Below are 12,178 nucleotides of genomic sequence, written 5' to 3' on the forward strand. Positions count from 1 at the left end.
AGGCGGGTCCAGTGATGAATTCCGAAAGCAGAAAACTGACAGCAGGTTTGTACCTGATTGCAACGCCGATCGGGACGGCGCGGGATATCACCTTACGGGCATTGGATATCCTGACGGCGGCGGATGTTTTGGTTGCCGAAGACACGCGCAGCCTGCGCAAACTGATGGAAATTCATGGCATCCCTCTGCGGGATCGGATTGTTTTGGCCTATCATGATCACAACGGTGACAAGATGAGGCCACGTCTTATGCAGGCGTTAGAGCAAGGAAAATCAGTGGTTTACGCGTCTGAGGCTGGCACACCTATGGTGGCTGATCCGGGATTTGATCTAGCGCGCGCTGCGGTGGCTGAGGGACACGCCTTGATTTCCGCACCGGGACCATCGGCGGTGATTACGGCGCTGACGCTGGCTGGTTTGCCAACTGATCGGTTCTTCTTTGGCGGGTTCCTGCCCACAGCATCTGGCAAGCGTAAGACTGCATTGGCAGAAGTGGCACCCGTGACGGCGACACTCGTGTTTTACGAATCACCAAAACGGGTGGCTGCAATGCTTGCAGATGCGGCAAAGGCCTTGGGGGCGACGCGTCGTGCGGTGGTGTGCCGGGAATTGACCAAGAAATTCGAAGAGGTCATGCGCGGCACTCTAGAAGAACTGGCTCAGATCTGTGCCGAACGCACGCTCAAAGGTGAGATCGTGGTTCTGATAGATCGTGGTGATAAAGAAACTGTTAGCGATTCTGATTTAGAACAGGCCCTACGCGAAGCATTGCAAAGCGTTTCAGTGCGCGATGCTGCCGATCAGGTTTCTACGTTGTATTCCCTACCGCGTCGGCAGGTCTACCAGCGAGCCTTGGCCCTGTCGAAAGAGGAATGATGTCGCAGTTCAAGAGCGAGACAAACCCAGACACAAAAGTACGGAATGCAAAGCACGTGGGCGAAACAGCTTATTACTCTGGCCTCGTGGCAGAAGATCAGGCTGCCGCCGAATATGCACGCCGTGGTGTAGTGGTCTTACATCGCCGTTGGCGTGGGCAGGGTGGTGAAATTGATCTTGTGTTGCGTGATGGCAAAGAGATTGTTTTTGCTGAAGTCAAAAAGGCGCGTAGTCTGCAGGCTGCTATGGAACGCTTGCGCCCAGCCCAGATGCAGCGGATTTATTCTGCCGCGTCGGAGTATCTGGCGCATACGCCGGATGGGCAGTTAAGCCCGACGCGATTTGATCTTGTGGTTTTGAATGATCAGGGACACATCGAAGTGATCAAAAACGCTTTTGGACATTTCTGATTTGCACTCGGCTTGCGGATGCCCCATGTAAAGCGGGCATAATTTCAAGCCGGGGGCTGCTCATGAAAATCGCCTTTCAAATGGATCCGATTGGTTCGGTCGATATCAACGCTGACAGCAGCTTTCGATTGGCCGAGGAAGCACAGGCCCGCGGGCATGAGCTGTTTTTTTATACCGCTGACAAACTGGCCTATAACGCTGGCCGCGTGACCGCGCGCGGATGGCCGATGACGGTACAGCGTGTGTTGGGCGATCATGTTCACTTGGGTGAAGAGATCGAGGTGGATTTGGCCGACTTTGATGTGGTCTGGCTGCGTCAGGACCCACCGTTTGATATGTTTTACATCACCACGACCCACCTTCTGGACCGGATCCACCCGGATACATTGGTGGTGAATGATCCATTTTGGGTTCGTAACTATCCTGAAAAACTGTTGGTTTTGGATTTCCCAGACCTGACCCCGCCCACAACAATTGCCCGTGATCTGGATACGATCCGCGCCTTCAAGGAAGAGCACGGAGATATTATCGTTAAGCCGCTCTATGGTAACGGCGGCGCGGGCGTGTTTCGCCTGACTCCGGAGGATCGCAACCTCAGTTCTCTCTATGAGCTGTTCACAGGGTTCAGCCGCGAGCCGCTGATTGCGCAGAAATTCCTGCCTGATGTCTCTAACGGTGACAAGCGGGTCATTCTGGTTGATGGCGAACCGGTGGGTGCGATCAACCGTGTGCCAGCCAAAGGCGAGACACGATCAAATATGCATGTTGGTGGGCGACCAGAAAAGATTGAACTCAGCGCCCGTGACCGCGAAATCTGTGACCGTATTGGCCCTCTTTTGAAGGAAAAAGGTCAAGTGTTTGTCGGCATCGATGTGATTGGCAATTACCTGACCGAAATCAACGTAACTTCGCCCACAGGCATTCAGGAGCTGGAGCGTTTCGATGGCATAAACGTTGCAGAACGGATCTGGGAGGCGATTGAGGCCAAACGCAAATGAGCCGGATGAGGCCAATTCTGAATGCGTTGCTGAGAGCTGTTGAGAAACCTTATCTGAGTTGGGAAAAGAACCCGGAACGTTTGGCGCGCGTGTTTGAACGCAAAGCAAAATTGCTGTTCCCCTCCCCTAAGGGGAGCCGATTTGAAGATTGCTCTCTGGGGCATGGGGGGCGTAGTCTTTCGACAATACATGTCGTTCCTCAAGTTGCGAAAACAGGGCCGTTGATACTGTATTTCCATGGCGGGGGATATGTGTTCGGATCCGCCCGAACACACCGCTCCATGGTCGCGCGATTGGTACATGAGACCAGCTTGCCTGCATATCTGCCTGATTACCGGCTAGCTCCAGCTGCCCCCTTTCCTTCCGCTGTCGAAGATGCGTTGTTGGCATACCAAGCCGTTATGGCACATCCGGCAGGCGTGATACTGGGAGGAGACAGCGCTGGCGGTGGTTTAGCTTTGTCTTTGTTAGGAGAGATTTTGCGACAGGGGCTATCAAAACCTGTCGGCGTATTTTGCTTTTCTCCTTTGACGGATCTGAGCTTTTCCGGAGACAGCCTGCGTAAAAATGCGCGTTCAGAGGCGGTGCTGCCAGCGTCGCGGGTGCAAGATATGGCGCAGTTGTATCTGAATGGGGTGGATCCCAAAACACCGACAGCGTCGCCACTTTATGCTGATTTCACCGGTGCGCCGCCGGTTTGGTTGGCGGTCTCTGATCAGGAAATCCTACTAGATGACGCACGCCGGATGACCGAAAAACTACAGCAAGATGGCGTTGAAGTGACGAAAGTGCTGGAGCATGACCTGCCACATGTCTGGCCCCTTTTCGAAGCCTACCTGCCTGAAGCAAGAGCGACATTGCATGCGGTTTCCAAATGGATCAGTTCTCTGCCTTCGGCTGCAAGTGAACGATAAATTCCCCAGCCGAATGCCACGTCACGGCGGGCAGGCACGGCATAACGATGATCCGATCAGGTTTGGGGTGTTGATGGTAACAGTTGCGGAAACCGGCCTGATCACCCCTCCTTCATCCCTGAAATCCGATAACTGAGCGCCTCGGCTATATGCGGTTTTTTGACCTGTTCTGACTGATCAAGATCGGCAATCGTGCGGGCAACGCGCAAGACACGGTGATACCCTCGTGCCGTCAGGCCAAAGCGCTCCGCCGCCTTGGTGATCAAGCTGCGGCCGTCCATGTCGGGTGTGGCAACCTCATCCAGCACACTGCCCTCGGCATCGGCATTCAGATGCGTCCCGACGAAATCCTGGAGCCGCTTACGTTGTACTGTACGCGCGGCTGCTACACGTGCAGCGACTTCAGTGGTGCTGTCACCTGACGGCGGCAGATCAAGGTCAGCAAAGGCAACAGGGGGCACCTCGATGCGCAGGTCAAATCGGTCCATCAATGGCCCGGAAATGCGCCCCATGTAATCTTCGCCACAAAGCGGCACGCGGGCGCAGGCGCGCGCGGGATCAGACATATAGCCACATTTGCAAGGATTGGCCGCTGCCACCAGCAAAAACCGGCAGGGATATTTCACATGTGCATTGGCGCGCGCGACGATCACTTCACCAGTTTCGATTGGTTGGCGTAGGGTTTCCAGAACCGGACGTGAGAACTCGGGAAACTCATCCATGAACAGCACCCCGTTATGGGCAAGGCTGATCTCACCTGGTCCGGCCCTGCGACCACCGCCCACGATTGCCGCCATCGATGCGGTGTGATGCGGCTCACGGAAAGGTCGGGTGCGGTTGATACCTCCCTCGTCAATTAAGCCTGCCAATGAATGGATCATAGACGTTTCCAATGCCTCAGATGCATCTAATGGGGGCAGGATGCCAGGCATCCGTGCCGCCAACATGGATTTTCCAGACCCGGGAGACCCGACCATCATCAGATGGTGGCGCCCGGCAGCCGCGATTTCCAAGGCGCGTTTGGCGCGTTCCTGACCTTTGACATCGCGTAGATCCCGGGCCGATGCGTCTTGCAAAACTTCACCGGGGGTCGAAGGGGGCAAGGGGGATTGTCCAGTGTAGTGCCGGATGACATCTGCCAAATTTACCGCACCGATCACCTGCGCCGCATCGACCCATGCGGCCTCAGCCCCCGAGGCTTTTGGGCATAGCAATGTGCGATCTTCCTGCGCGGCGGCAAGGGCGGCGGGCAAGGCGCCGATCACAGGGATCAACGTGCCGTCCAGTGACAGCTCTCCCAAAGAGGTTGTGCCTTCGACGGCATCCATGGGGATGATTTCCAGTGCGGCCAGCAGGGACAGCGCAATAGGAAGGTCAAAATGGCTGCCGACTTTGGGCAAATCGGCAGGGCTTAGATTGATGGTGATACGTTTGGAGGGCAGGGCGATTGCCATGGAATTGAGCGCGGTGCGCACCCTGTCGCGCGCCTCGGATACGGCCTTGTCCGGCAGGCCAACAAGTGAAAACGCCGGCAGGCCCGGGGTTACGGCACATTGCACCTCAACCTGACGGGCCTCGACCCCTTCAAAAGCGACTGTATAGGCGCGTGCGACCATGTAACCGACCTGCCTTGTTCAACGTGGTTAACGCTAGGCACAGAGGGTTTATGAAAGGTTAATCACTACGGTGCATGTGCAAAACAGCGTCTGCCCGGGTCGTGCTTAGATCGCGATGTTATCAATCATCCTCACACCGGCCAGCCAGGCCGAGGCAAACAGCCGGGCAGGGCGCGTCGGGGTAGACAAAAGTGACAGATCATCATTTGCGCGAATTTCAAGATACTCGACTTTTGTAAAGCCGGCGTTTTGTAAACGCTGAACCGCTTGTTCCTGTAGCTGAGCAAAATCCTGTCCAGAACCAACACCCGCGGCAATGCCTTCCATTTCTTCAAACAGCATCGGCGCATTGACCCGCGCACGATCAGACAACAGCAGGTTACGCGATGACATCGCCAGCCCATCGATTTCACGGATTGTCGGACAGCCATGCACAGTGATCGGAATATCTAGATCCCGTGCCATTCGGCGTACGACCTGCAACTGCTGGAAATCTTTCTCACCAAAGAAGGCATCTGAGGCTGAGGTTTGTAAAAACAGCTTGCTGACGACCGTTGCAACGCCATCAAAATGGCCCGGGCGCATCACACCGTCCATCACATCGGTCAGGCCAGACACCGACACCGTTGTCGAAAACCCCTGCGGATATATCTGATCGGGTTCGGGCACATACAGCACATCAATACCGAACCGCGCCAGCTTACGGGCGTCATCCTCTTCGGTGCGTGGATAGTTCTTCAGATCATCAGGATTGTTGAACTGTTTGGGATTCACAAAAATTGTGACAATCACCCGATCACAGTGTTCCTTGGCCAACTTAACCAGCGACAGGTGCCCATCATGCAGGGCACCCATGGTCGGGACAACGCCAATGGTTTCTCCGGCTTTTTGCCAGTCGGATGTAGCCGCGCGTAGCGCGGGCAAAGTACGCAAAATCGGTGGTGTCATTTGCCGGGGGCCTTATCCGCAAAGGTATGCTCTGATGCCGGGAAGCTGCGCGCGCGCACTTCTTCGGCATAGGCTTTGATCGCCTCTTCACCCGCAGCACCGAATTCGGCGTAACGTTTGACGAACTTGGGCTTGAACGTGGTGAACAGGCCCAGCATGTCATCGACCACCAGAATTTGTCCGTCACATCCGGCAGAAGCCCCAATGCCGATGGTTGGAATGGGGATATCGGCGGTGATTTGATCGGCCAGCACGGCGGGGATTTTTTCCAGCACGACTGAAAATGCACCCGCTTCGCTGACGGCAAGTGCGTCGGCCAAAAGGGTCGCAGCTTGATCGTCACGGCCCTGAACTTTGTAGCCACCCAATGTGTTGATTGATTGGGGTGTCAGGCCAATATGCGCCATCACCGGGATGCCGCGAGCGACGAGAAAGGCGATGGTTTCGGCCATATGCTGACCGCCTTCAAGCTTGACCGCGACGGCACCGGTCTCGCGCATGATGCGGGCGGCGTTACGAAACGCCTGCGCTGGGTTTTCCTCGTAACTGCCAAACGGCATGTCGATCACCAGCATCGACTTATCAAGCCCACGCGCGACGGCCTGACCGTGCATGATCATCATCTCCATGGTCACACCAAGGGTCGATGGCAAACCATGCAAAACCATGCCGACACTGTCGCCCACAAGGACAAAGTCGCAATGACCATCCATCATCCGCGCCATTGGCGTGGTATAGGCGGTCAGGCTGACCAAAGGCGTTCCACCCTTCGCGGCCCGGATATCTTCGGGCAGGGGGGCGGTTTTACGGGCGGTAGCGCTCATGTCTATTCACCGTCTAATGCTGCGTTGCAGCACTAAATAGCAATTCCTGAACAGGAAATCCATTACAGAGTTAAAAATCCTGCTGATCGATATTTTCTTTATTTCCGGCTGAAGCGTTTCCATTTGCCTGAAACCAGCTAAGCTTAGTGCATCTTTACGTATTGCAGGCATGATTTGTGCCCTGTGGAAGGACCGAGTTTGAAGCGATTTCTGATACTGTTGTGTTGTTGCTTTGCTGCCCCACTGTGGGCGCAAACAGTTGAGGTCAAAAAGGCCGATATCGAACGGCTGCTGCTGGAATGGCAGGCGGGAATGCCGATTCGGGAAGAGTTGGTCGGGCTTGGATACGCTGGGGCAAACCTTGAGGTGGCTGTTACACATGTCAGGCGGATCAATTCCGACCCGGTGATCATCGGATATGTCGCAGATTTAGTGATTGATGCCTACGAAAACCCCAAAGATATTGCGGTTCAGGCCAATGGATTTATCTTGCCATTGGTTGACCGGGGTATGGGGCATCTTCCGACATCGGAATTGGTTTATTTCTACAAGGTTGAACAGGCCATTCTGGGGGCATTGCCACTGAGAAACTGTGGCCAGTTGGTGACGGGACGTCTGTCGTCTGAGCGATATAGCCGCACGGTTGCCGCCGCCGCATCCAAGCTCAATACCCCAGCCCTCAAGGAATATTACCGGCTTCAGCACAAGGCGGCGCGTTTGGGGGTGACCAGACAGGCCAAACACCTGTCAGACCAGCGCCGGGATCAGGTCGAGGCCATGATCCAGCAAGGCGTTGAACAGCAACTTCAGGGTCACAAAGACGCAAAGAAGCTGACACGAGCCCTGAAGGACCCAGCGCGCGCCAACACTACGCAGGCCTGCGTTTTGTCACGGCTCTACGTACAAGAGGCTCTGGCGCAAACCGGGGCGGATTTGAGGGACACTATGATTTTTCTGAGCATGCCATGACCGCAAGATTGCAAATCCCCAACAAACAGGCGCGGCATCTGTGGCTTTGGACCAATGGTCTGTCCGAGGCACCGACCGGCCCGCTGGATGTGATGGGTCTCATCCGCAACCTGGGCTTTGTTCAGATCGATACCATCCGCAATGTCACCCGCGCCCATAACCATATTATCTGGTCTCGCAATCAAAACTATCGCGAAGGAATGATATGGGATTTGTTGGCCAAACGGGAATTGTTTGAACATTTTACACATGATGCCTCGTTGATACCGATGGAATACCTGCCGATGTGGCGACGCCAGTTTCGACGTTTGGGCGAAAAGGTTTCCAAAAGCGATTGGTACCAATCAGGTCTTGGGCAGGAAGAAATTTCTTCCATACGTAAGCGTATTGAATTGGAAGGCGCGCTGTCGACTCATGCGTTTGAAACCAAAGCCGACAAACGTGAAATGTGGGCCCGGCCGCCACATAAAAAGGCGCTCGACCAGATGTGGTACTCGGGAGAATTAGCGACCTGTCACAGAGAAAACTTTGTGAAATATTATGATCTTGGTGAACGGGTGTTCCCCGCTAGCGCATCCGATCATGGCAACGATGCAGATCATATTAATAAGCTTTGCAATCAGGCTATTGATCGCTTGAGTGTGGCAACTACAGGGGAAATACAACGGTTTTGGGATGCGATGAACGCGCAAGAGGCAAAGACCGGCGCATCGGGGCAAAACCTAGTGCCGGTTTCGGTTCAGGGGGCTGATGGACTATACCGTGATGCGTGGGCTGTTGCAGACATAGAGGAGCGTTTGTTGAAGCTTACACACCCCACCATACGCTTGCGTATATTGAACCCATTTGATCCAATGATCCGAGACCGCATCCGGTTGGAGCGCCTATTTGGTTTTGCCTACCGGAATGAAATGTTTGTACCCAAGGCCAAACGACGGTGGGGCTATTATGTATACCCATTGTTAGAGGGCGATCGTTTTGTTGGCCGCCTAGAGCTCAAGGCAGATCGCGCGCAAGGGGGCATGCAGGTGATCGGTTTCTGGCCCGAACCCGGGGTCAAATGGGGGGCTGTCCGTCTGGCCAAGCTTGATGCCGAATTACAGCGTTTTGCACGGTTGGCTGGAATTACAGCGGTGCACTGGGCAGTTGCGCGCCCAAAACATGAGGGGAAAACAGCATGCGTCTAAAAGGGAAAGCCGCATTGATCACCGGTGGTGCCAGTGGTTTTGGCGAAGGGATCGTGCGAAAATTCCGGGCCGAGGGCGCGCAGGTCGTGATTGCCGATATTAATGAGAGCGCAGCACAAGCCAAAGCCGAAGAATTAGGCGCGGCCTACTGCGGGGTTGATGTTGCTTGCCCTCGCAGCATGACCCGTTTGGCGGATATGGTCATTGCGCACTTTGGTGTGCCGGATATCGTGGTGAATAATGCCGGCGTGACACATCAACCGCAGTCAATGGAACAGGTCAGCGAGGCCGATTTTGACCGCGTGTTGGCAGTCAATTGCAAATCTGTCTACCTGAGTGCAAAGCAATTCGTGCATCAGATGAAAGCCCGAAAGAGCGGCGTGTTTTTGAACGTCGCCTCGACCGCCGGGGTTAGCCCACGGCCCAATCTAAATTGGTATAACGCCTCAAAGGGTTGGATGATCACGGCCACCCGCGCCATGGCGGTTGAACTTGCGCCTTTTGGCATCCGGGTCAATGCGCTCAATCCTGTTGCGGGTGAAACGCCTTTGCTCGCATCGTTCATGGGTGAAGATACGCCCGAGATGCGTGAGAAATTCCTTTCGACCATACCGATTGGGCGGTTTTCCACCCCAAAAGACATGGGTAACGCAGCTGCCTTTCTGTGCAGCGACGAGGCCGATATGATCACGGGTGTCTGTCTTGAGGTGGATGGAGGCCGGTGCATTTGATGAAAACGGCCTGTTCATTGCCGTGTGAACGCATTATGGCAGTTAGGACATAAATTTGACTGTGTTGAGGGATCGCAAAGTGAAAAAAGCGCTTATTACAGGTGTGACAGGACAGGATGGGGCATACCTGTCTGAATTTCTTCTGAACAAAGGCTATCAGGTGCATGGCATCAAACGCCGGACCTCTTTGTTCAACACACAGCGCATCGACCACCTTTTTGAGGGTGAACCGGGGCAATCTGGTCAATTCCAGCTGCACCATGGCGACATGACCGACAGTTCCTCGCTGACCAATGTCATCAACAAGGTTCAACCGGATGAGGTTTATAACCTTGCCGCGCAAAGCCACGTCGCGGTGTCGTTCGAAGAGCCTGAATACACCGCCAACTCTGATGCAATTGGTGCCCTGCGTATTCTTGAAGCGATCCGCTTCCTTGGGCTCGGGGACAAGACCCGGTTTTATCAGGCATCGACGTCCGAGCTTTACGGTCTGGTACAGGAAACGCCGCAGCGTGAAACCACGCCGTTCTATCCACGTTCACCCTATGCGGTGGCAAAACTTTATGCCTATTGGATCACGGTGAACTACCGTGAATCCTATGACCTTTATGCTTGCAATGGCATCTTGTTTAACCACGAAAGCCCGATCCGCGGCGAGACCTTCGTAACTCGTAAAATCACCCGCGCTCTGGCCCGTATCAAGCTTGGTATGCAGGATGAATTGCTATTGGGCAATATGGATGCTCTGCGCGATTGGGGCCATGCCCGTGATTATGTTCAGATGATGTGGCTGATGTTGCAGCAAGACACGCCCGAAGATTTCGTAATCGCCACCGGGCAGCAATATTCCGTTCGAGAATTTGTTACCCGTGCCGCCGAAGGCTTGGACATGAAGCTGACGTTCGAAGGCGAAGGTTTGGACGAGGTTGCACGCGACGAAACCGGTCGTGTGGTGGTCAAAGTCGACCCACAGTATTTCCGCCCGGCCGAAGTGGAAACCTTGCTGGGTGATGCATCCAAAGCCCGTGAAAAATTGGGCTGGACGCCTGAAACCCCGTTCGAAGAGCTGGTGCGCGAAATGGTAGAATCCGACCTTGCAGAGGCAAAGCGCTTTGGCTGATCGTCTGTATTCGCTCAATGGTAAGCGGGTCTATGTGGCTGGCCATCGTGGGATGGTCGGCTCTGCCATTGTACGCCAATTGGAACAGATGAACTGCGAGGTGCTGACTGCCACCCGTGCCGATGTAGATCTGATCCGTCAGTCCGAGGTTGAAGCTTGGTTTGAGATTAACAAACCCGATGCGGTGTTTTTGGCGGCAGCCAAAGTAGGCGGCATTCTTGCCAATGACAATTTTCCGGCAGATTTTCTCTACGACAACCTGATGATAGAAAGCAACATCATCCGCGCCGCCTTTGACAGCGGTGTGGAAAAGCTGATGTTCCTCGGCTCATCTTGTATTTACCCTAAGCTCGCCGAACAGCCGATGCGCGAAGACGCCCTGCTGACCGGCCCGTTGGAACCCACTAACGAGTGGTATGCTATTGCCAAGATCGCAGGCATAAAACTGTGTCAGGCATATCGTAAACAGCACGGCGTTGATTACATTTCAGCCATGCCAACCAATCTTTATGGCACGGGCGACAATTACAATCTGGAAACCAGCCATGTCCTACCTGCGCTGGTGCGCAAGGTCATTGAGGCACGCGAGGCTGGCGACAAAGAGATCGTCATGTGGGGCACCGGTAGCCCGCTTCGTGAATTCATGCACGCCGATGATCTGGCCGACGCATTGATCTTCTTGATGGAAAATTACTCTGACGTACCGCATGTCAATGTCGGCTCGGGTCAAGAGGTTTCGATCAAAGAGCTTGCCCAGCTGATCGTGGATCAGGTCGGGTTCAAAGGCGAGATCGTGCACGACACTAGCAAACCAGATGGCACACCGCGCAAGTTGATGGACAGCACACAATTGCTGGGCATGGGTTGGGAACCAAAGGTTACTATGGCTGAAGGCCTGGCCAAAACTGTTCGCGAATATGAAGAGATTGCGGGCCAGTCCTGACCCTTAGCGTTTTGGATATTTGCCTCGTCAATCAATAGCCCCCGAAAATGTATTCGGGAGCTATTGATTACCCCACACTGACCAACGGCCGCAGTGTGGATAAAGCGGACGTCTGATGTCGGACGCCGAATGTCAGCTTCTCGAGCTGTTCGAAACCTTTTACACTTGTTTTAAAGACACGGTTTTATCTTGAACGCCTGATTTTCCCAGTCATTTTCAGACCATCTCGAATGTTCAATCCCATCATGGTGAGATTTGCTGCACCGGCGATCAGTTCAACAGCTTGAACGATGTAGAAGGTGCTATCGAATTCGCCAGCGGCAGCTTTGCCAGCTAGAAACCATGCTGCCGGTAAAAGGATCAACAAACCATTCAGCGCGATGATGGGCATGCGTTTTTTCTTCGCCCTCGCAGGGGCATCTTTGCGTCTCCGACCCATTGCCATGCCGGATCCGCCAACGATTGCCATTGCTGGGATAAGAACGAACATACCTTTGAGGATCAAACCCTTGATGGCTGCAATCGTCTCGTGACTTGCAAATAGCTCGCTGAACGCAGTGGACGTCCAGAATAGGAAGATCATTAGGAAGCCAATTCCACCTGCAATTGCGTGTATGCGTTTTTTCATCTTCATTGTCCTCCA

13 protein-coding genes are annotated in these 12,178 nt (G+C 54.3%); 9 read left to right on the plus strand and 4 right to left on the minus strand.

Annotated features, from left to right (window positions below):
- Positions 1–14 precede the first annotated feature (14 nt).
- The 4 genes from rsmI to D9A02_RS04025 all read left to right on the plus strand — a co-directional run bounded on the left by rsmI (position 15) and on the right by D9A02_RS04025 (position 3,197).
- Positions 15–875 (plus strand): 16S rRNA (cytidine(1402)-2'-O)-methyltransferase, encoded by an 861-nt coding sequence (gene rsmI / locus D9A02_RS04010; protein ID WP_120499676.1) that lies wholly within the window; start codon positions 15–17, stop codon positions 873–875.
- The gene (locus tag D9A02_RS04015) at positions 875–1,285 is read left to right on the plus strand and encodes a YraN family protein (protein ID WP_254054539.1); all 411 of its coding nucleotides are present in this window, start codon (positions 875–877) and stop codon (positions 1,283–1,285) included. Before rsmI ends, D9A02_RS04015 begins: the two co-directional genes overlap by 1 nt.
- Positions 1,286–1,347: 62 nt before the next feature.
- Positions 1,348–2,283: a glutathione synthase gene (gene gshB / locus D9A02_RS04020; RefSeq protein ID WP_120499678.1), complete on the plus strand. Its 936-nt coding sequence runs from the start codon at positions 1,348–1,350 to the stop codon at positions 2,281–2,283.
- Positions 2,280–3,197, plus strand: a complete 918-nt coding sequence (locus tag D9A02_RS04025) for an alpha/beta hydrolase (RefSeq protein ID WP_120499679.1) — start codon at positions 2,280–2,282, stop codon at positions 3,195–3,197. The genes gshB and D9A02_RS04025 overlap by 4 nt, the downstream gene beginning before the upstream one ends.
- A gap of 101 nt (positions 3,198–3,298) precedes the next feature.
- Here the strand turns inward: D9A02_RS04025 and D9A02_RS04030 are convergent, their stop codons facing one another.
- The 3 genes from D9A02_RS04030 to panB form a co-directional block, all read right to left on the minus strand.
- Positions 3,299–4,813, minus strand: a complete 1,515-nt coding sequence (locus tag D9A02_RS04030) for a YifB family Mg chelatase-like AAA ATPase (protein ID WP_120499680.1) — start codon at positions 4,811–4,813, stop codon at positions 3,299–3,301.
- 105 nt (positions 4,814–4,918) lie between these two features.
- Positions 4,919–5,761 (minus strand): pantoate--beta-alanine ligase, encoded by an 843-nt coding sequence (gene panC, locus D9A02_RS04035; protein WP_120499681.1) that lies wholly within the window; start codon positions 5,759–5,761, stop codon positions 4,919–4,921.
- A complete protein-coding gene (gene panB / locus D9A02_RS04040) occupies positions 5,758–6,585 on the minus strand; it encodes a 3-methyl-2-oxobutanoate hydroxymethyltransferase (protein ID WP_120499682.1) in 828 nt (275 codons plus the stop codon). Before panB ends, panC begins: the two co-directional genes overlap by 4 nt.
- A 198-nt stretch (positions 6,586–6,783) precedes the next feature.
- On the opposite strand from panB, the gene D9A02_RS04045 reads away from it, so the two are divergent.
- The 5 genes from D9A02_RS04045 (at position 6,784) to D9A02_RS04065 (ending at position 11,535) form a co-directional block, all read left to right on the plus strand.
- Positions 6,784–7,554: a hypothetical protein gene (locus tag D9A02_RS04045; RefSeq protein WP_120499683.1), complete on the plus strand. Its 771-nt coding sequence runs from the start codon at positions 6,784–6,786 to the stop codon at positions 7,552–7,554.
- The gene (locus D9A02_RS04050; protein WP_120499684.1) at positions 7,551–8,741 is read left to right on the plus strand and encodes a winged helix-turn-helix domain-containing protein; all 1,191 of its coding nucleotides are present in this window, start codon (positions 7,551–7,553) and stop codon (positions 8,739–8,741) included. Before D9A02_RS04045 ends, D9A02_RS04050 begins: the two co-directional genes overlap by 4 nt.
- Positions 8,732–9,472 carry a glucose 1-dehydrogenase gene (locus tag D9A02_RS04055; RefSeq protein ID WP_120499685.1) on the plus strand — a complete coding sequence of 247 codons (741 nt, stop codon included), beginning with the start codon at positions 8,732–8,734 and terminating at the stop codon, positions 9,470–9,472. Before D9A02_RS04050 ends, D9A02_RS04055 begins: the two co-directional genes overlap by 10 nt.
- A gap of 79 nt (positions 9,473–9,551) precedes the next feature.
- Positions 9,552–10,592, plus strand: coding sequence for a GDP-mannose 4,6-dehydratase (gene gmd, locus D9A02_RS04060; protein ID WP_120499686.1), 1,041 nt, complete (start codon positions 9,552–9,554; stop codon positions 10,590–10,592).
- The gene (locus D9A02_RS04065) at positions 10,585–11,535 is read left to right on the plus strand and encodes a GDP-L-fucose synthase (RefSeq protein ID WP_120499687.1); all 951 of its coding nucleotides are present in this window, start codon (positions 10,585–10,587) and stop codon (positions 11,533–11,535) included. Before gmd ends, D9A02_RS04065 begins: the two co-directional genes overlap by 8 nt.
- 184 nt (positions 11,536–11,719) lie before the next feature.
- Here D9A02_RS04065 and D9A02_RS04070 read toward each other — a convergent pair whose 3' ends face one another.
- Positions 11,720–12,163, minus strand: coding sequence for a hypothetical protein (locus D9A02_RS04070; protein ID WP_120499894.1), 444 nt, complete (start codon positions 12,161–12,163; stop codon positions 11,720–11,722).
- Positions 12,164–12,178: the final 15 nt, after the last annotated feature.

The sequence above is a fragment of the Roseovarius sp. EL26 genome (assembly GCF_900327775.1).
Taxonomy (GTDB): domain Bacteria; phylum Pseudomonadota; class Alphaproteobacteria; order Rhodobacterales; family Rhodobacteraceae; genus Roseovarius.